The sequence below is a fragment of the Streptomyces sp. NPDC021115 genome (genome assembly GCF_044333065.1).
In the GTDB taxonomy this organism is placed as follows: Bacteria; Actinomycetota; Actinomycetes; order Streptomycetales; family Streptomycetaceae; genus Streptomyces.
On sequence record NZ_JBIRQF010000010.1, the window covers coordinates 22,538 to 41,089 of the forward strand.

Below are 18,552 nucleotides of genomic sequence, written 5' to 3' on the forward strand. Positions count from 1 at the left end.
CCGGTCCTGGCCTCTAAAAGCCCGCGTCCGCCGCCCATCGGGTCAGTTCCTTCTGGGCGGCGGCACGCAGCTCCGCGGAGGGGGCCGTGGTGCCGTCGGCGACCAGGGCGTAGTGCAGGGTGCCACCATCGGCATGGGCGTCAGCAGGTGCAGACAGCACCAGACGGCGGGCGTCGGCGCCGCCGGGCTCGGCCGCGGTGGCGATGGGGTGGTCGGCGGTGTGTCCCTGGGCGGTGTACGCGGGCGGGCCGGTGACGGTGCCCAGGTCGGAGACGACGGTGGTGGCGGCGGGGTCGAAGTCGCGTGGCAGGTGCAGTTCGGTGGGGGCGTCTGTGCTGCCGTCGGAGCGCCACACCAGCAGGCCGTAGCGGCCGGATCCGGTGAGCTTGGCGACGTTGGGGAGGGAGCTGGGGATGCGGTCCCAGCTGAGGGTGGTGCCGCCGTCGCGTGAGCGGTCCTCGAAGGTGAACGCGAGCGTGCGGCCCGCCACGGCGCGCGGGTAGAGGCGGTCCAGCAGCCGGGCGTCCTGGCGGAGTTGGGCGTTCCCCGAGTCGTCGAGGCGTACGGCCGACAGGTCCTCGTCATTCCAGGCGTCGCCGCCGGTGAGGATCTTCGAGGTGTTGCCGTTCATCGCCTCGTGGTGGCGGCCGTTGTAGATGTCCCACTGCCACTGGGTGGAGGAGAGGACGGGGCCTGAGGTGGCGGGCTTGGTCCACCAGGTGGCGCCGGGCAGCCGGGAGTCGAGCGCCTGGTACATGCCCTTGAGGACGGTGGGCGCCTTGTCGGAGGTGAAGCCGGTGAGCGGATGGCCGAACTCGCTCATGACGGCGGGGGTGTCAAGGGCGCTGGCGCGGTCGCGGACGGCGCCGAAGTCGGTCGAGTACTGGCCGTCGGCGGCCTTGCCGGGCATGAAGACGCCGGAGATGGCCTTCTGGTCGTAGTAGTGGGTGTTGAAGACATAGCGGGAGCCGGGTTTCCCGATGTCGAGCAGCCCGCCCTCCTGGCGCTGGAAGCCCAGGTTGGAGTTCCAGAACATATTGGGCTCCACGAAGGCGGGCTTGTCCCGCCAGCCCGCGGCGTCCATGCTGGTGCGGAACTTCTCGTAGAACGGCCACAGCACGTCCTTCTCCCAGGTGCGGCTGTTCTGCCCGTCGTCGTAGACGCCCGCGTAGGGCTCGTTGAGCGGGTCGAAGCCGGTGACGCGGGCGAACGCGTCGGCGGAGAGGTGCTGGGCGAGGTAGGACATGGTCTTCTCGGCGGTGGCGAGGAACGCGTCCTGGACGCGCACTGTTCCGGCGCTGGTGGTCAGCGCGCGGTTGTGCCAGAAGTCGCGGGTGGCCTTCATGACGGCCTGGTTCTGGGTGATGTTCTGGCCCCAGTGGGCGCAGATGCCGCAGGACTCCTTGCCGTAGCCGCCCGCGTCGATGACCCACTTGGGGGCGCCGTCGCCGCTGTACCAGCTGTCCTTGTCGAAGATGTGGCGGGAGTAGAGGTCCTGGTGGAAGTCGGGGAAGACCCGGATTCCGGCGTCGAGGAAGGCCCTCATCTGGGCGGTGACCTGCTCCAGGTAGCCGGCGTCCACCTCGCCGGGGCGGGGTTCGGCGTGGGCCCAGGAGAGCAGGAAGCGCACCGAGTTCGCCCCGGTCAGGGTGCGCATCGCGGTGGCGGACTTCCGGGCGTCGGCGGCGCTGGCGAAGGGGAGGCCGTTGTTCTCCTCCAGCTTGGTCTCGCCGGAGACGTTGAAGCCGCGGAGCACGATCTCGCGGCCGTGGCCGTCGGCTAGCCGGGTCCCGTCCGTGGTCACCTCGTCCGCGGCCCGTCCGTCGAACCAGGGCGGCTCGGCGGCGGCCGCCGGGGTGGCCGGGGCCGCGATCGCGGCCACCAGCAGAACGGCCGCCCCGAGCAGCCCCGTGCGGCCCGCTCGGGGTCGGCCGTTCCCTGGCTTCGAAGTCGCGGTGCCTCGCGTCGGATGCGTCGCCATGACCACTACCGTCCAGTAGACATGAAGAATCGTCAACTAGTGGCGCACAGTGGATCGTTCAGCGTTCGCGACGCATCGGGACAATCGGGTTACCGCGAGAAACCACTGCCCAGGGCCGCGCCCGCTTCCGGGGCGCCGAGCGTGTCGGGCCCGAAGGAGACGACGCCGTCGGTCGTGAGACCGGTCGACTTGCCGCGCAGCACCCAGGCGGCGCCGCTGGAGGTGTAGGTGCCGTCCTCGTCGGGGGCACCGGCGGACAGATCCGCCGCACCGTCGCCGCCTGTGTCGGCGAGCCGCACCGCCGCGCCGAAGCGGTCGCCCGCCTCCGCGACGCCGGGGACCCCGGCGGTGTCCTGGGTGAACGCCTGGGCGCCGGTCCCGGACAGCCCGCCCGAGCCGCCGTACAGCTGGACGACGCTGCCCGCGTCCTTCTGACCGGCCTCCAGGTCCTCGTACGGGATGCCGACCGCGACGTCCGCGTAGCCGTCGCCGTTGACGTCGTCGGCGCTGAGCGAGTAGCCGAACTGGTCACCGTCCTCGTTGACGCCCGGCACGCCCGCGGTGTTCTGGTCGATGATCTTGGTGCGGGTGGCGCTCGGGCCGGACGCGGTGCCGTAGAACACCTTGAGCGTGCCGTGGTCGTACGGCAGCTCCTCGACGACGTTGTCGGGGACGGTGCGCATGATCAGGTCGCCGTAGCCGTCCTTGTCGACGTCGCCGATGGCGGTGGTGGCGGCGTCGGTGAGCCTGGTGGGCGTCTTCCCGAGCCCGTCGGTGCCGCCCTTCCAGACGAGGGTGTTCTCGGACATCTCCTCGAAGGCGTGGGTGCTGACGAGCTCGTCCTTGCCGTCGCCGTTGAGGTCGCCCGCGGTCAGGCTGGTCGGCCCGTCGATCTTGTCGGTGTCGACGGTGGCGCTCCCCGCCGCCTCGCCCGCACGGGTGAACGGGCCGAACCGGACGCGCAGTCCGGTCCGCTCGTCGAAGTCCGAGCCCTTGTTGACGATGACCTCGTCGACCAGGTCGGCGTGACCGTCACCGTTGAAGTCGCCACCGGCGATGGTGCTGTAACCGAAGTTGTCACCGTCGCCCTCGGGCAGCTGGGTGCCGCCGGTCAGGCCGTTCGCGGAGCCCCACAGGACGGTGACGGCGGGCTTGTTGCCGACCTGGATCGCCAGATCGGTGTAGCCGTCGCCGTCCAGGTCGCGGGCGACCGTCCGGCTCCCGAAGTACGCCGAGGCGGCGGGGTCGCCGGGGACACCCTCGGTGGCCTGGCTGACGATCTGCCGGTGGCCGGTGTTCGTACCGGAGGCCGAGCCGTAGACGACGGCGACATAACCCGCCTTGCTCTTGCCGTCCACGGTGCCGGCCGGCGCGGAGACGGCGAGGTCGGCGTATCCGTCCTTGTTGAAGTCGGCGCGCGGCGCGGAGGCCGCGGCGGTGGCACGGGCCTCGGCGGCACCGGCCGAGGGGGCGGCGAGTAAGGCGGGGGTGGTCACAAGCGCGACCACCGTCGCGCAGCGCGCGACGGTGGAAAGAGAACGGGGCCGCACAGATCCTCCAGCTCGTTGGTGAGCGTTTACCTCACGTACACCCACCAGGACAGCCGACGTCGCCGAACGGTTGCGCACCCGTTCGTAGGGAATTCCCTAGAGCGTGGCCGTATCGCGCGGAAGCCGGGCCCGGAAGACGGTGGCTCCCGGCCTGCTGGTCAGGGTGATCGTGCCGCCATGTGCCGCGACCACGGCCCGGACGATCGCCAGCCCAAGACCCGTGCCCCCGGCCGCCCGCGAACGACCGGGGTCGGCGCGGGCGAACCGCTCGAACACCTCGCCGCGGAGCGCGTCCGGGACGCCCGGACCGTCGTCCGCCACCGTCAGCTCGGCACCGCCGTCCGCGGCGGCGAGCCGCACCGTGACCCGGGTTCCGGGCGGGGTGTGGGTCCGGGCGTTGGCCAGCAGATTGCCGATCACCTGCTGGAGCCGGTACTCGTCGCCGACCACGGTCACCGGCTCCTCGGCCAGCTCCAGCGTCCAGCGGTGGCCGGGCCCGGCGGCCCGGGCGTCGCCCGTCGCGTCCAGCACCAGCCGGGTCAGGTCCACCGGCCGGCGGGCCAGCGGCCGCCCCGCGTCCAGCCGGGCGAGCAGCAGCAGATCATCGACGAGCGTGGACATCCGCTCCGACTCCGCCTGGATCCGCTCCAGCGCGTGGCGCACCTCGTCCGGTACCGGCCCCGGGTGGCGCAGCGCCAGCTCGGCGTGGCCGCGGACGGAGGCCACCGGGGTGCGCAGCTCGTGGCTGGCGTCAGCGGAGAAGTGCCGCAGCCGTTCCTCACTCGCCTGGCGACGGGCCAGCGCGTCCCCGACATGGCCGAGCATCCGGTTGAGCGCGGTGCCCACCTGCCCCACCTCGGTGCGTGGGTCGGTGTCCGGCACGGGCGGGGGCATGGCCACCTCACCGCTGGCCAGCGGCAGCTCGGCCACCCCGGCGGCCGTCGTGGTCACCCGCCGCAGCGGCCGCAGCGACAGTCGCACCCACAGCGCCCCAGCCACCCCGGTGACCAGCAGGGCGCTGCCGAAGACCACGGCCTCCACCAGCTCCAGCCGGTGCACCGTCTCCTCGACGGGACGCAGCGGCAGCCCGGTGATCAGGACGTCGCCGTCGTCCCCGTGGACCGCGATCACGCGGTAGCCGCTGAGCCCGGACAGATGCACGCTGTGGCCGTCGCCGTCCACCGGCACCCCCGCCAGGACCTGCCGGTCGGCGCCGGTCAGCGGCACGGAGGCGTCCGTCTGGTCGCTCACCACCGCCGCGTCGGTCGTCGTACCGTTCAGGAGCCTCGCTCCGAAGGTGTGGTCCGCCTGGCCGCGGGTGTCGGGCAGGTTGTCGGCGTCCGGGTGCCGCTCACCGTGCTCCAGGCTGGCCGGGAACCGGCCGCCGGTCGCCGTGAGCTGCTGGTCCAGGCGGCGCACCAGGAATCCCTCCAGCGCGAACACCGTGGTCAGGCCGACCGCCAGGGACGCCACCGCGAGGAGCACCACCAGCCCGGCGGTCAGCCGGGCGCGCAGCGTACGGGGAAGCCACCTGGCAGGTCCGCCGAGGAGCGGCCACCTCACGGGGCCTCCACCTTGAGGACGTAGCCGACCCCGCGCACGGTGTGGATCAGCGGCGACCGTCCCGCGTCGATCTTCTTGCGCAGATAGCTGATGTACAGCTCGACCACATGGGCCTGGCCGCCGAAGTCATAGCTCCACACCCGGTCCAGGATCTGCGCCTTGGACAGCACCCGCCGGGGATTGCGCATCAGGAACCGCAGGAGTTCGAACTCGGTGCGGGACAGCTCCACGGCCACGCCCCCGCGGGTCACCTCCCGGGCCTGCTCGTCCATCACCAGGTCCCCGACCACCAGCCGGTCGTCGCCCGGCTCCCGGGCCATCCCGGCCCGGCGCAGCAGCCCGCGCAGCCGGGCCAGCACCTCCTCCAGGCTGAACGGCTTGGTCACATAGTCGTCGCCGCCCGCGGTGATCCCCGCGATCCGGTCCTCCACCGCGTCGCGCGCGGTCAGGAACAGCACGCACACGTCCGGTAGCTCCGCCCGCAGCTCGCGCAGCAGCGCGAGCCCGTCGGTGTCCGGCAGCATCCAGTCGAGCACCACCGCGTCCGGGTGGAACGCCCGCACTGCGGCCAGCGCGGACGCGCCGTCGCCGGCGGTACGGACCTGCCAGCCCTCGTAGCGCAGCGCCCCCGACAGCACCTCGGTCAGATCGGGCTCGTCGTCGACGACGAGGACGCGGACCCGGGCGCCGTCCGGCCGCAGCAGAAAACGACTGGTCGTGTGTGTATCCATGATGAATCCAGCATCCCTCGCGGCGCGCCGTGCCGAGGTCCGCCGTTCCTCTGAGTTTCCTCTGAATCCCCGGTGCACCGCCCCGTTCATAGGGTCCTCAGAGCTTCGCCGGGGAGTCTGACCGGGCCATTCACCGAGAGGACTCCTCATGACCAGCACGACACCGCAGGTCCCGGCCATGACCCGCCCCTCCCGGTCGGCACCGCGCCCGCCCAGCCCCGTACCGGCCCTCGCGCAAGCGCTGATCTGGGGCGGGGCCGTCGCTGTCCTGGCGCTGTGGTGGAGCGACACCCGCTCGGTCGTCACGCTGGCCGACTGGCTCACCGGTGCCGGGCGGATCACCGGCCTGCTGGCCGGATACGCCTGTGCGGTCCTCCTGCTGCTGATGGCCCGCCTGCCGCTGCTGGACCGCGCGGTCGGCACCGACCGGCTGGCCCGCTGGCACGCCATGGGCGGGCGCTACACGATCTCCCTCGCGTGCGCCCACGTCCTGCTGATCATCTGGGGTTACTCCCTGGAATCGCACACCGGCGTGGTGGACCAGACCACCACCCTGGTCCTGCACTACCCGGACCTGCTCAAGGGCACGATCGGGTTCCTGCTGTTCCTGGTCACCGCGATCGTCTCCGCGCGTGCGGCGCGCCGCCGGATGACGTACGAGACCTGGCACTTCCTGCACTTCGCCACCTATCTGGCGGTCTTCCTGGTCTTCGGGCACCAGCTCTCCGACGGGGCCGACTTCGTCGGCAACCGTCCCGCCCAGCTCGCCTGGTACACCCTCTACATCGGGGTGGCGGCGCTGCTGGCCTGGTACCGCTTCGCCGTCCCGGTGCGCCGGGCGCTGCGCCACCGGCTGTACGTCGCCGAGGTCCGGCCCGAGGCGCCGGGCATCGTGTCGGTGTACCTGTCGGGCCGCGGGCTGGAGGAGCTGCGCGCCGAGCCCGGCCAGTTCTTCCGCTGGCGGTTCCTGACCCGGGGCATGTGGTGGGCCGCCAACCCCTATTCCCTGTCCGCCGCCCCGCACCCGGCGTACCTGCGGATCACCGTCAAGGCGTCCGGCGGCCACAGTGCGGCCATCGCCCGGCTGCGGCCCGGCACCCGGGTGCTCGTGGAGGGGCCGTACGGGGCCCTCACCGCACGCCGCCGCCGTACCCGCAAGACCCTGCTGCTCGGCGGCGGCGTCGGGATCACCCCGCTGCGGACCCTCTTCGAGACGCTGCCCGGCGAGGTGACCCTCATCTACCGGGCCCGGCGCCCCGAGGACCTGGCGCTGCGCGCGGAACTCGACGCGCTCGCCGCCGCGCGCGGGGCGGCCGTCCACTACGTCGTCGACGAGCCCGCCGTGTACTCCTCCCCGCTGACCCCGGAGGCGCTGCGCGGCCTGGTGCCCGACCTCGCCGAACGCGACGTCTACCTGTGCGGGCCCCCCGGGATGACCGAGGCCGCGACCGCGGCCCTGCGCGGGGCCGGGGTTCCGCGCAGGCACATCCACCACGAGTCGTTCGCGCTCTGAGCCGCGCGCCACCTCCCGACGAACAGGAACCGGACCATGCGCAAGGCCGCCGCCGCCACCGTCTCGACCGTGGCAGGAGTGATCCTTCTGCTGTCGCTCAAGCCGCACCAGAACCCGGCCCCGGCCGTGGCGGCATCGCCACCGTCCTCCGGGGCACCGAGCGCGTCGTCGTCCTCCACGCCGAGCGCGTCGTCGTCCTCCACGCCGAGCGGACACCAGTCCTCGAGCGGCGGCACCTCCGGCACGTACACCGGCAGCGTGAGCGACACCCCGTACGGACCGGTCCAGGTGTCCGTCACCCTCTCGGGCGGCAGGATCACCGCCGTCAAGGCGCTCCGTACGCCGTCCGACCGCCCGCGCTCCCAGCAGATCGCCACTGAGGCCGTGCCCCAGCTGACCCAGGAGGCGCTGAGCGCCCAGAGCGCGCACATCGACGCGGTTTCCGGCGCCACGTACACCAGCGAGGGGTACACCCGGTCCCTGCAGAGCGCGCTGGACAAGGCCGGTGTCTGAGGTGTCCGCCCCCGCGCGCGGACTGCGCCACGTCGAGCACGCCATGGGCACGGTGTTCTCCTTCGACCTCCGCGATCCGGTCACCCCGCGCGTCCTGCGGGCGCTGAAGGAGGCCGTGGTCTGGCTGCACCACGTGGACGAGGTCTTCTCCACCTACCGCCCCGACAGCGCGATCAGCCGCCTCAGCCGAGGCGAGCCCGTGCCGGAGCAGGACGGGCCCGAGGTGGCCGAGGTGTTCGGGCTGTGCGAGGAGGTGGCGCACGCCACCGGCGGCTGGTTCAGCCACTCCCCCGGCGGCCGGCTCGACCCGTCCGGGATGGTCAAGGGCTGGGCGATCGAACGGGCCTCGCAGACGCTGTACGAAGCGGGCGCGCACAACACCTGCGTCAACGGCGGCGGCGACATCCAGGCGCGCGGCGAGGCCGCCCCCGGCACGCCCTGGCGGATCGGCATCGCCCACCCCGCCCGGCCCGGGGAGCTGGCCGCCGTGGTCACCGGACGCGATCTGGCCGTCGCCACCTCGGGAACGGCCGAGCGCGGCGCGCACATCCTGGACCCGCACGCGGGCGAGCCCGCCGACGCCCTGGCCTCGCTCACCCTCACCGGTCACGGCCTCACCCTGACCGACGCCTACGCCACCGCGGCGTTCGCCATGGGAGCCGGGGCCCGCACCTGGGCCGGGGCGCTGGACGGGTACGAGGCGCTGGGCATCACCGCAACGGGCGAGACCTGGCACACCCCCGGTTTCCCCGGGGCCGCCGTCAGCCGCGCGCCGGGGCGGACACCGGGCGCGCGTGGGGCGGGCGCTCCGGGAAGAGCCGCCTCTGGGCGCGCATGACGACGTGCCCGAGGCCGGAGAGCGCGCAGGCGACCGCGAGGTCGACGGGTGGCAGCGGTTCGGTGCCCAGCAGGGCGCGCAGGAGCGGCAGATAGACGCCTGCCGCCTGAAGGGCCAGGGCCGTGCCCACGGCGACCAGCAGGAACGGGTTGGTGAGGCTGCCCGGACGGGCGCGCGAGCCCAGTGCGACGCCGAGCTGGGTGGCGCCGAGGACCAGGAACATCAGCGACTGCCAGGGACGGCCCGTGTCCCGCGCCCACACCCCGGCGGCCAGGGTGACGCAGGCGACGAAAGCGCCCATGATCAGGATGCGGGGCCACAGCCCGGCCCCGAGGACGCTCTCCTCTGGCGGGCGCGGCGGGTGGCGCATCACGTCCGGGGCCACGGGTTCGGCTCCGAGCGCCACTCCGGGGAGGCCATGGGTGAGCAGGTTGATCCACAGGATCTGTGCGGGGAGCAGGGGCAGCGGCATGCCGAGGAACGGGCCGAGGAGCATGACCAGGATTTCCGCGGTGCCCCCGGCGAGGGCGTAGAGCAGGAACCGGCGCACATTGGCGTAGACGCGTCGGCCTTCCTCGACGGCGGCGACGACGGTGGCCAGGTTGTCGTCGGCGAGCACGAGGTCGGCCGCCTGGCGGGCCACTTCGGTGCCGCGCCGTCCCATGGCCACGCCGATGTCCGCCCGGCGCAGGGCGGGGCCGTCGTTGACACCGTCGCCGGTCATCGCCACCACATGGCCCGCCGCGCGCCACGCCTGGACGATGTCCAGCTTCTGGTCGGGCGTGGTCCGGGCGTAGACGCGCAGGGCGGTCAGCTCACCCGCGGTGCCCCGGCGAATCCGCTGGCCGGTGGTGACCTCGTCCTCCCGGGCCGCGATGCCCGAACGCGCCGCCACGGCACAGGCGGTGAGGGGGTGGTCGCCGGTGACGAGGACGGGGGTGATCCCGGCCCGTTCGCAGGCGGCGAGGGTCGTGCGGGAGGTGTCGCGGGGCGGATCGAGGATGCCGACGAGGCCGAGCAGTGACAGGCCCGACTCCCAGGTGCCGCGGCCCGCGGGCGGCGCCGGGCCGTGGTCGGCCGAGGCGACGGCGAGGACCCGGTAGCCGCCGCGGGCCAGTTCCTCGGCGTGGGCGGCGGCCCGGGAGAGCATGTCCGGCGAGTCGGCGAGGACCGGGGTCCTGAGCATGACCTCGGGCGCTCCCTTGCACATGACCCGCAGCCCGCCGCCGTCCCCGCGGTGCACGGTCGTCATGCGCTTGCGTGCGCTGTCGAAGGGGATCTCGTCGACGCGTGGCGACCGGCGTTCCAGGGCCGCCCGGTCCAGGCCCAGCCTGGCCCCCGCCGTGAGCAGGGCGGCCTCGGTGGGGTCGCCCATCGGGCGCCACCGTGTCCCGCCGTCCGACGGAGGTTCCAGCGCGGCGTCGTTGCACAGCATCGCGGCGCTCAGCAGCGCGGCCAGGTCGGGGGCGTCACGCGCCGTCACCGTGTGGCCGTCGCGCGCCACGCGGCCCTCGGGGCCGTAGCCGGTGCCGCTGACGGTGGCCGCGCCCCGGGGTGTCCACAGCCTTTCGGCAGCCATCCTGCCCTCGGTCAGGGTGCCGGTCTTGTCCGTGGCGAGCACCGTGACCGAGCCCAGCGTCTCCACCGCGGGAAGCCGGCGGACGATGGCGTGCCGGTCGGCCATCCGCCGTGCCCCCAGGGCCAGCGCGAGGGTGACCACGGCGGGCAGGGACTCGGGCACGGCCGCGACGGCGAGGCTGATCGCGGCCACGATCATCAGCTCCACCGGCTGTCCGCGGACCAGCCCCAGGGCGAGCACCACCGCGCACAGCGCGACGACGACGGCCGCCAGCACCCGGCCGAACCTGGCCAGCCGGTGCTGCAACGGGGTCAGGCCGGGGGCGGTTCCCATCAGGGCGGCGATCCGGCCGAGCGCGCTGTCCGGCCCGGTCCCGGTGACCTCGACGCGGCCGCGCCCGCGGACGACCACCGTGCCGGCCGACACCATGCCGAGCGAGGGATCCGCGCCGACGGCCTTCTCCACCGGAACGGACTCGCCCGTCAGCGCCGACTCGTCCGCCAGGAGCAGCGCCGCGTCGAGAATCTCACCGTCCGCGGGCACGATGTCCCCCTCACCGAGCAGGACCAGGTCCCCCGGCACCACGTCGGCGGCCGGTACGGAAGACTCCGCGCCGCCGCGCACCACCCGGGCCGTGGGGGCGCTCAGGGCCGTCAGCGCCGTCACGGCCCGTTCGGCCCGTACCTCCTGCGCGACACCGGCCACGGTGTTCACCGTGATGACGAGCAGGATCACCGCGGCGTCGGGAAGGTCCCTGGTGGCCAGGGTCAGCACGGCGGCCACGAGGAGCACCACGATCAGCGGGTCGCGCAGTTGCTGCGCCACTCGGCGCCATACGGGCGTGGGCCTCTCCCGGGCGACGGAGTTGGGCCCGTACTCTTCCAACCTCCGCGCCGCCTCCTCCGGCGACAGCCCCGCCGTCACCCGGGGCCGTCCCCCGCGGCCGACCGCACCGCCGTGCCCATGTACCCGGGGCAGGAGGCGGCCGTGTCGGCGTGGTCGGGGGTGGCAGCGGGGCGGGGAGCCGACATGGCTTCATCGTGCGGCCGGTCTCCCCGGGCCGCATCCGGTGCGGCGGTGCGAGCGTGGTCACGGGGGTACCCGAAGCACACGAGTCGACCGCAGGAAGGCGGTGGGGATGATGGCGCTCCCGCTGGTCGTGGGTGTTGACGGATCGGATTCCAGCCTTCAGGCGGTGGACTGGGCCGTGGACGAGGCGGCCCGCCACGAGCTGCCCCTGCGCCTGGTCCACGCCTCCCGATGGGAGCGGTACGAGGGGCGCCTCCCCTCGTTCAGCACCGGCCGCTCCTCGGGGGAGATCGTGGCCGAGAACGTCATCGCCTCCTGCACACGGCACGCGACGTCCCGCAACCCGGAGGTGAAGGTGTCCGCCGAGGCCCTGGCCGAGGACACCGTGTCGGCGCTGCTGCACGAGGGCCGCGAGGCGTTCGCCGTGGTCACGGGGTCCCGCGGCAGGGGCGAGCTGGCGGACACGCTGCTGGGTTCGGTCAGTCTGGCGGTGGCGGCACGTTCCGTCTCCCCCGTGATCGTGGTCCGCGGCGCGGAGCGCAACCGTCAGGGGTCCTTCGGACGCGTGGTCCTCGCGGTCGGTGATGTCGCGGAGGGGTCGGCCGCCATCCGGTTCGCCTTCCGCGAGGCGCGGGCGAGGGACGCCGAACTGCACGCCGTACGCGCCTGGCGGCGCCCGGCGCACTCACCCGCGGGCCAGTCGCCGCTTGAGGCGACCACCCTGATCTACGAGGAACAGGCGGCGACCGTGCTCAATGAGGTACTGGACGAGGTGGAACGCGAGGAGGACGACAAGACCGTGTGCCACCGCGATGTGATCGAGGGCCCGGCACACCGGGTCCTGCGGGACATGTCGGAACAGGCCGACCTGCTGGTCGTCGGCTCCCTGCACCGTCGCGACCGCGCCGGGTTGCAGCTCGGCCGGGTCAGCCACGCCGTGCTGCACCGCGCCGCGTGCCCGGTGGCCGTCGTCCCGCAGCGGGTGTGATCGGCACGGGTGTGCTTCACGCCCGCCACCGCCGTGCGGCGCGCGACCGCCGCAGCAGGAGTTGCTCCAGCCCCTCCAGGTCGACGGCCCCACCACCTCGGTAGCCGAACAGCAGTGGGGCACAGCGCGGTACGGGCGGCGTGTCGTCAGTCGTGGGGTACGACGGCGACGGGACACCCGGCGTGGTGGAGGAGCGCGTGGGTGACGTGGCCGAGGCGGGGTGCGACGGGTGGCCGGTGGGTGTGGCGTCCGACGACCATCAGACCGGCCCCCGATGCGGCCGCCAGCAGGGCATCCGCGGGATGGGCCTGCTCGGCCCGCTCGGACACCGGGACGTCGGGGTACTTCTCCCGCCACAGTTCCACGGCTTCCGCCAGCCGCTTCCGCTCCTCGTCCCCGGCGTCCCCGCCGTGGTCGGCGTGGTCGGCGTGGTCGGCGTGGAACACCGTCGGCGGTGGCAGTGCCCGCACGGCGCACACCCCCGTTCCGCGTGCCGCCGCGGTGGCGAAGGCGAACTCGACGGGTGCGGCCGACTCCGGCGGGTCCTGAACGCCCACGACCACCTCGCCGCCCTCCGCCCCGGTCCGCTCCCCGCCGTCCCGGCGCACCATCACCACCGGGCTCGTCGAACACCCCAGCACCTGCATGCCCACGGACCCAAGCAGGTAGCCGGCCACCGTGCCCCGCCCGTGCGACCCGAGCACCAGCAGCTGCGCGGACGCGCCATGGCCGACCAAGCCCTCGACGGCCGTCCGCGGGAGGAGTTCGGTGGAAATCGGCACCTCCGGGTAGCGGTCGGCGAGTCGCGCCTTCGCCGCGTCGAGAGCCTCCTGCGCCCAGAGTCTGCGCATCTCGGGAGCCTGCGCGGTACGCGCCGTCTGCGCGGGCAGCATCCAGGCGTGGACCAGCCGCAGCGGCGCCTGCCGCCACCGCGCTTCCCGCGCCGCCCACTCGGCGGCGGCCAGGCTTTCGGGCGAGCCGTCCAAGCCGACGGTGACGGGACGTGCCCCGGGGGTCTGCGTCATCGGGACTCGGCCTCCTCGCGGATTCCGGTGCCGTCGCGGACGGGCGATCGCGGTGGACCCGCGCGTCACCACACCGGGGGCACGGGAGTGCGCCGGTCGCCCATGCGGCCAGTGTGGCACCGATCGGGCGGCGGTGTCGCCGGGCGTCGGGCCCGGCAGATCGCTCCCGGGCGCCCGGTGCCTTACGCGGCCGCGGCAGGGCCCTGTGTGTCGTCGGCGCGGAAGGAGATGTGTTCGCTGACGGAGACCACTCCGTCCACGCTCCGGCACAGCCGGACGATGATCGGGATCAGGCTCCGAAGTTCCACCGACCCGCTCAGCGTTACCTCGCCCTCCCGTACCTCGGCCGTCACGGCCGAAGGCGCCAGCCGCAGGGTCCGGCGCAGCACGTCGCGGCAGATCTCGTCGTGGATCGCGTCGTCGTGGCGCAGGAAGATCCGCAGCAGGTCTCCCCGGGGGACGATGCCGAGCAGCTTGTCGGTCCCGTCCACGACGGGCAGCCTCTTGACGCCATGGACCGCCATCAGACGGGCGGCCTCGGCGACAGTCCACTCGGGGCGTACGCACACGGCGGGGGCCGACATCAGCTCCTCCGCCCTCGCCCCTTCCGTCTTCGCCCGCTCCCATGCCTCCGGATGCGGGAGCAAGACCCGGCCGGACGGATCGGCCTGACCCGACACCTTGCGCAGCAGGTCGGCCTCGGACACCACGCCCATCGGCCGGTCGGCGGCGTCCACGACAGGCACCGCTGTGACGTCGTTCTCCGCGAGGAGCGCGACGAGTTCCTTGAACGGCATGTCACCTGGCGCCCGGACCACCCCGCGGGTCATGAGTTCTCCCACTGTCCTGTGGTGCATCCGCCGCCTCCTCTCCTCGGCTCCCGACTGCCAAGCGTCGCAACTCGCCGCGGTTTTCCGAATGAGCTTCCCGGCCCATCCGACCGGCCATTCGGCCCAGGGACAGCGCTCATCCGCCGTGCCATGGTGGAGGAAGAAGGAGCGAGGGGACGGGAGGCGCGGAAGCGATGCGTGCCCATGTCGGTGACCAACTCATCGTCGAAAGCCCGACCACCGGCGCGACCAGGCGGGACGGTGAGATCGTCGGGCTCCACCACGACGACGGAACGCCTCCGTATGACGTGAGGTGGTCGGACTCGGAGCGGATCACCCTGGTGTTTCCCGGCCCGGACGCACACGTCCACCACAGCGAGCACACGTCGGAAAGACCCCGGGGCCGCATGCCCCCCGGACATCGGTGAGGGTGCGACCGCCGTCCGACGAGGTCGTCACCGCGCTGGTGCGGGACGCCACCGCCGCCCCTTCGATGCACAACGCCCAGCCCTGGCGGTTCCGGTACGTCCGGGGCAGCCGCGTCTTCCACGTCCGGGGAGACCTCAGGGGCGCCCTGCCGCATTCCGATCCGGAACAGCGCGCCCTGCACATCGGCTGCGGCGCGGCGCTGATGAATCTGCGGGCCGCGGTCGCGCACGAGGGCTGGGGGGCGACGACCCGGCTGCTTCCCGATCCGGCCGACCCCATGCTGCTGGCCACCGTGACGCTGACCGGACCGCTCGACGGCGGTGACGACGATCCGGCGTCCCTGTACCCAGCTGTGCACACCCGGCACACCAGCCGATATCCCTTCGCGGAGACCGCCATACCCGAGCCCGTGTGCACCGCCCTCGCCGACGCCGCATGCCGGGAACACGTTTCGCTGTCGTTCGCCTCGGGGTGGCATCTGCGGTCCGTCCTCGACCTGGCCCTGGAGGCAGAGGCACGCAATCTCACCGATCCCGGTGTCGCCGCGGACCTGGCCCGCTTCACCCGCAGGGCGGACGACCCGCGGCCCGCCGCAGAAGGCGTCCCGGAGCACGCCTTCGGGCCCCGGCGCGGCATCGGCAAGGCGCCCGTACGGGACTTCGCGGGCGGCAAACCGGTGCCCGGCCGCCCGACCGCCGACTTCGAGACCACCCCTCATCTGGCCCTGCTGAGCACCGGACGCGACCGGGCCGAGGACTGGCTGCGCACCGGCCAGGCGATGGAACGGGTTCTGCTGCGCGCCACCCTGGAGGGGCTGGCCGCCTCCTTCGTCACCCAGGCCCTGGAATGGCGCGACCTGCGCTGGCCGCTGCGGGACCCGGTGTCGGGCGCGGCGTACGTGCAGATGGTGCTGCGCCTGGGCTACGGGCCACCGGGCGCGCGGACCCCTCGTCGACCGATCCACGAGGTACTGGACATCCAGCCGTAGCCCTGTCGCCGCAGCGGGGCCGCCTTCGGGGCGATCATGCCGCCTCGGCCCGCCCGGCGGCCTTGAAGTGGCATTCGACGTCCACGACACCCTCCACCGCCCGGACGAGGCGCGCGGCCACCGGAATCAGCGTGGTGTCGCCCAGTTCCCCGCTGAGCGTGACCACGCCCTCGTCCACCGCCACGTGGACGGCGTGTCCGAGGCGGGGGAAGAGATAGGACACCACCGTGCGGCGGACCTCCTCCTCGATGTCCTCGTCCGCCCGGAGGAAGACCTTCAGCAGATCACCCCGGCTGACGATGCCCTGCAACTTCCCTTCGGCATCGACCACGGGGAGCCGCTTGACCCGCCTGACGGCCATGGTCCGGGCCGCTTCTGCCAGGGTGGCGTCCGTGTGCACGGTCACCGCCGGGGTGCTCATCAGCTCCTCCGCCGTCACGGCCCCGGCCTTCGCGAGGTCGGGCAGACGCCGCAGTTGCTCGGGACGGTCCGGATCGCTGCCCCGGAACTCCTCCTTGGGCAGCAGATCCGCCTCGGAGACGACGCCGATCACCCGCCCTTCGCCCTCCAGCACCGGCATGGCACTCACATGCCACTGGCCCAGGGTCTGCACGATTTCCTTGAACGGCGCGTCGCGCCCGACGGCGACGACCGTCCGCGTCATCACATCGCCCACGATGTGCGGAGTCTCGGGCACGGCCCTCCTCCTCTCGTCGGTCTCCCCCGGGGCCCGGCGGTGCCCCACCACTTCCAGTGTCCGGCGGGCGGGTGCCCCCGGCCACGCACGCGCCGATGACGGCTGCCTCGTGTCCGCCGGACCCCCGCGTCATTCGTGGGGGACGACGGCGACCGGACAGGCGGCGTGGTGCACGGCGGCCTGCACCACGGGACCGAGGCGGGGCACGAGGGCAGGCGGGCGCTTCCGCCGTCCGACCATCAGCAGATCGCCGTCGTCGGCGGCCCGTACGACCGCCTGGGCCGGGCTCTCCAGCCGGATCTCGTCGACGACCCGTACCCGGGGGAACTTCTCCCGCCACGGCCGCAGGACCTCGTCCAGCTCCCGTCGCGCCCGCTCGGCGAGGTCCCGGGCCACACCCGCCTCCCCGCCGGGGGCGGCGTACGCCCGGTCGGGCTTCCTGCCGTGGACGGCGTGCAACGGCACACCACGGGTGAAGGCGGTGACGTAGGCGAACTCGAGGAGATTGTCCTGGGGACCGTGCGGACTCAGGCCCACGACCACACGCCGCCGGTCGTCCGCCGCCGCCCGGTCCCCTCGGACCAGCACCACGACCCGCTCCGCGCGGCCTACGACGTGCAGGCCGATGTCGCCCAGGAAGAAGCTCGCCACCCGGTCCAGCCCGCGGGAACCGAGCACCAGCATCCGCGACCGCGCGGCCGCGTCGAGCAGGGCCTTCCCGGCCTCGTCCGCGACCAGGTCCTCGGTGATGGTGAGTCCCGGGTGGAGGCCGGACAGCTCGTCGTGCGCGTCGTGCACGATCCGCTTCGCCCAGCGGTTCTGGTCGTCCGCCGCGGGAGTGTCGGGAGTGGGCGCGGACAGCAGGATCCACGCGTGCGTCAGGCGCAACGCCAGTCCTCGCCGCTCCGCCTCGTCGGCGGCCCAGCGGGCGGCGGCCAGGCTCTCGGCCGAACCGTCGAGGCCCACGGTGACCACTTGTTCCATGGCGGCTGCCTCGTCTCACAAGAAGCCCTCTGTACGCAGGGAGTACCCCGGAGGGCGAACCACCGCCCGGGCCGCGTCAGCGGCGAGGCAGCCGCACGGCGTGGCTCTTCCCGGGGGCGAGGGTGACGGTCCGGTCGGGGAGCACCAGCCGGATCGGCTCGTGGTCGGAGCCGGGAACGGCGACGCGCAGTCGGCCGCGGTCCAGGCGGAGGCTCACTCCCCAGTGGCCGCGGTAGCGGAGCCGGCCATGGCGCCGAGGTGGATGCCCTCGGGAGTGGTTCCGCCCTGGATGTCGGCGACATCGGATTCCAGCGCCCGGCGGCAGTACTCCCAGGCCGCCGAGCGCTTTGCCCGGGCGAGCACCCAGCCGTGGACCAGGCTGCTGAGAGTGGAACCGTGGCTGGTGCGGCTCAGGTAGTAGTCCACGGTGCGGCGCCAGACCGTGCCGTCCACCGTGTATCCGAGGGTGCGGAAGAGCGCGGCCAGTTCCTCCGGTGCGAAGAGGTATCCGAGCATGAGGCGCCTGCGGACACTGTCCGGCGACGGCACCGCCGGAGCATGGCTGTCCCCGGACATCCGCGCACCGCTCGACTATCACCAGACGCTGGACATGCGTACGGGAACGCTCACCCGGACGGTGGGCTACCGCGACCGCGACGGGCACCGGCTCGGAGTGGAACAGCACCGGCTGGTCCACATGGGCGACCCCCACCTCGCCGCGCTGCGGACCGTCCTCACGACGGAGGACCGGCCGAGCCGTATCCAGGTCGAATCGGTCCTGGACGGGGAGGTGCGCAACACCAATGTGCGCCGTTAAGAGGGTCTGGAGGAGCGTCATCTGACCGGTTTCGGCACCGGTGAGGAGCGCTCAGGCACCGCGTGGCTGCACTGCCGTACCCGGACGTCCGATGTCCGTGTCGCGCTTGCCGCGCAGACCAGGATCACGGGGGCCGAGCCCCTGTCGCGCCGTCCGCGCGTCGGGCGCCGGCGCGCCGGGCACGCGCTGACGCTGCTGGTCGAACCAGGAGCAGCCAGTTCGGCAGGTTGACCAGGTCCTCGTTCTCCACCTCGCGGCCCGCGACGGCGGAGCGCGACCGGTCGTAACAGCCCGCCACGTACGTGCCGGGGTAGTGCACCGGCCCGGCGCGGCTCTCGGGCAGCGCGCCGCGGGTCGCCGTATAGCCGTTGCCGAGGGTACACAGCACCTCGCGCGGCCGTTCGGCGGCCGGGTCGTACCCGCGGTACTCCCACGTCCACTCGGTCATGGGGTGCTCATCTCCTCGTCCCATGATGGGAACGCCGCGCCGGCGGCGC

17 protein-coding genes and 1 pseudogene are annotated in these 18,552 nt (G+C 73.3%); 7 read left to right on the plus strand and 11 right to left on the minus strand.

The features are described from left to right. Nucleotides 1-13: 13 nt before the first annotated feature. The 4 genes from ACH4TL_RS27765 to ACH4TL_RS27780 form a co-directional block, all read right to left on the minus strand. The gene (locus ACH4TL_RS27765; RefSeq protein ID WP_398321284.1) at nucleotides 14-1,981 is read right to left on the minus strand and encodes a cellulase family glycosylhydrolase; all 1,968 of its coding nucleotides are present in this window, start codon (nucleotides 1,979-1,981) and stop codon (nucleotides 14-16) included. Nucleotides 1,982-2,070: 89 nt separating this feature from the next. Continuing rightward, nucleotides 2,071-3,477, minus strand: coding sequence for an FG-GAP and VCBS repeat-containing protein (locus ACH4TL_RS27770; protein WP_398321281.1), 1,407 nt, complete (start codon nucleotides 3,475-3,477; stop codon nucleotides 2,071-2,073). A gap of 150 nt (nucleotides 3,478-3,627) precedes the next feature. Further along, complete coding sequence (locus ACH4TL_RS27775) at nucleotides 3,628-5,094, minus strand: ATP-binding protein (RefSeq protein WP_398321278.1); 1,467 nt, start codon at nucleotides 5,092-5,094, stop codon at nucleotides 3,628-3,630. After that, nucleotides 5,091-5,825 carry a response regulator transcription factor gene (locus ACH4TL_RS27780; protein ID WP_398321275.1) on the minus strand — a complete coding sequence of 245 codons (735 nt, stop codon included), beginning with the start codon at nucleotides 5,823-5,825 and terminating at the stop codon, nucleotides 5,091-5,093. Before ACH4TL_RS27780 ends, ACH4TL_RS27775 begins: the two co-directional genes overlap by 4 nt. 148 nt (nucleotides 5,826-5,973) lie before the next feature. On the opposite strand from ACH4TL_RS27780, the gene ACH4TL_RS27785 reads away from it, so the two are divergent. The 3 genes from ACH4TL_RS27785 to ACH4TL_RS27795 are packed head-to-tail and all read left to right on the plus strand — an operon-like array spanning nucleotide 5,974 to nucleotide 8,689. Then, nucleotides 5,974-7,338: a ferric reductase-like transmembrane domain-containing protein gene (locus ACH4TL_RS27785; RefSeq protein ID WP_398321272.1), complete on the plus strand. Its 1,365-nt coding sequence runs from the start codon at nucleotides 5,974-5,976 to the stop codon at nucleotides 7,336-7,338. Nucleotides 7,339-7,374: 36 nt separating this feature from the next. Further along, nucleotides 7,375-7,851: an FMN-binding protein gene (locus ACH4TL_RS27790; protein ID WP_398321269.1), complete on the plus strand. Its 477-nt coding sequence runs from the start codon at nucleotides 7,375-7,377 to the stop codon at nucleotides 7,849-7,851. Nucleotide 7,852: 1 nt separating this feature from the next. Then, nucleotides 7,853-8,689: an FAD:protein FMN transferase gene (locus ACH4TL_RS27795; RefSeq protein WP_398321367.1), complete on the plus strand. Its 837-nt coding sequence runs from the start codon at nucleotides 7,853-7,855 to the stop codon at nucleotides 8,687-8,689. Here the strand turns inward: ACH4TL_RS27795 and ACH4TL_RS27800 are convergent. Next, nucleotides 8,613-11,192: a cation-translocating P-type ATPase gene (locus tag ACH4TL_RS27800; protein WP_398321266.1), complete on the minus strand. Its 2,580-nt coding sequence runs from the start codon at nucleotides 11,190-11,192 to the stop codon at nucleotides 8,613-8,615. The genes ACH4TL_RS27795 and ACH4TL_RS27800 overlap by 77 nt on opposite strands. Before the next feature lie 217 nt (nucleotides 11,193-11,409). On the opposite strand from ACH4TL_RS27800, the gene ACH4TL_RS27805 reads away from it, so the two are divergent. Then, nucleotides 11,410-12,285 (plus strand): universal stress protein, encoded by an 876-nt coding sequence (locus ACH4TL_RS27805; protein ID WP_398321364.1) that lies wholly within the window; start codon nucleotides 11,410-11,412, stop codon nucleotides 12,283-12,285. A gap of 146 nt (nucleotides 12,286-12,431) precedes the next feature. Here ACH4TL_RS27805 and ACH4TL_RS27810 read toward each other — a convergent pair whose 3' ends face one another. Both ACH4TL_RS27810 and ACH4TL_RS27815 read right to left on the minus strand, forming a co-directional pair. After that, on the minus strand, nucleotides 12,432-13,310 hold the full coding sequence (locus ACH4TL_RS27810) for a universal stress protein (protein ID WP_398321263.1): 879 nt from the start codon (nucleotides 13,308-13,310) through the stop codon (nucleotides 12,432-12,434). Nucleotides 13,311-13,492: 182 nt separating this feature from the next. Beyond that, the gene (locus ACH4TL_RS27815) at nucleotides 13,493-14,167 is read right to left on the minus strand and encodes a CBS domain-containing protein (RefSeq protein WP_398321261.1); all 675 of its coding nucleotides are present in this window, start codon (nucleotides 14,165-14,167) and stop codon (nucleotides 13,493-13,495) included. A 167-nt stretch (nucleotides 14,168-14,334) separates the two neighbouring features. On the opposite strand from ACH4TL_RS27815, the gene ACH4TL_RS27820 reads away from it, so the two are divergent. Together ACH4TL_RS27820 and ACH4TL_RS27825 are read left to right on the plus strand one after the other, a co-directional pair. Continuing rightward, nucleotides 14,335-14,568, plus strand: a complete 234-nt coding sequence (locus ACH4TL_RS27820) for a DUF1918 domain-containing protein (protein WP_398321258.1) — start codon at nucleotides 14,335-14,337, stop codon at nucleotides 14,566-14,568. Next, a complete protein-coding gene (locus tag ACH4TL_RS27825) occupies nucleotides 14,565-15,557 on the plus strand; it encodes an Acg family FMN-binding oxidoreductase (protein WP_398321256.1) in 993 nt (330 codons plus the stop codon). Before ACH4TL_RS27820 ends, ACH4TL_RS27825 begins: the two co-directional genes overlap by 4 nt. A 34-nt stretch (nucleotides 15,558-15,591) precedes the next feature. Here the strand turns inward: ACH4TL_RS27825 and ACH4TL_RS27830 are convergent, their stop codons facing one another. The 3 genes and pseudogenes from ACH4TL_RS27830 to ACH4TL_RS27840 all read right to left on the minus strand — a co-directional run. Next, nucleotides 15,592-16,254, minus strand: a complete 663-nt coding sequence (locus ACH4TL_RS27830) for a CBS domain-containing protein (protein WP_398321253.1) — start codon at nucleotides 16,252-16,254, stop codon at nucleotides 15,592-15,594. Nucleotides 16,255-16,383: 129 nt separating this feature from the next. Beyond that, entirely contained in the window at nucleotides 16,384-17,238 is an 855-nt protein-coding gene (locus ACH4TL_RS27835; protein WP_398321250.1) for a universal stress protein, read from the minus strand. Between the two features lie 76 nt (nucleotides 17,239-17,314). Continuing rightward, nucleotides 17,315-17,757: pseudogene (locus ACH4TL_RS27840) on the minus strand (glycoside hydrolase family 65 protein); the annotation flags it as partial. A 4-nt stretch (nucleotides 17,758-17,761) separates the two neighbouring features. Between ACH4TL_RS27840 and ACH4TL_RS27845 the strand changes: the two are divergent. Beyond that, nucleotides 17,762-18,055 (plus strand): hypothetical protein, encoded by a 294-nt coding sequence (locus ACH4TL_RS27845; RefSeq protein ID WP_398321361.1) that lies wholly within the window; start codon nucleotides 17,762-17,764, stop codon nucleotides 18,053-18,055. Between the two features lie 124 nt (nucleotides 18,056-18,179). On the opposite strand, the gene ACH4TL_RS27850 is transcribed toward ACH4TL_RS27845, so the two are convergent. Then, nucleotides 18,180-18,503, minus strand: a complete 324-nt coding sequence (locus ACH4TL_RS27850) for a hypothetical protein (RefSeq protein ID WP_398321247.1) — start codon at nucleotides 18,501-18,503, stop codon at nucleotides 18,180-18,182. Nucleotides 18,504-18,552 lie beyond the last annotated feature (49 nt).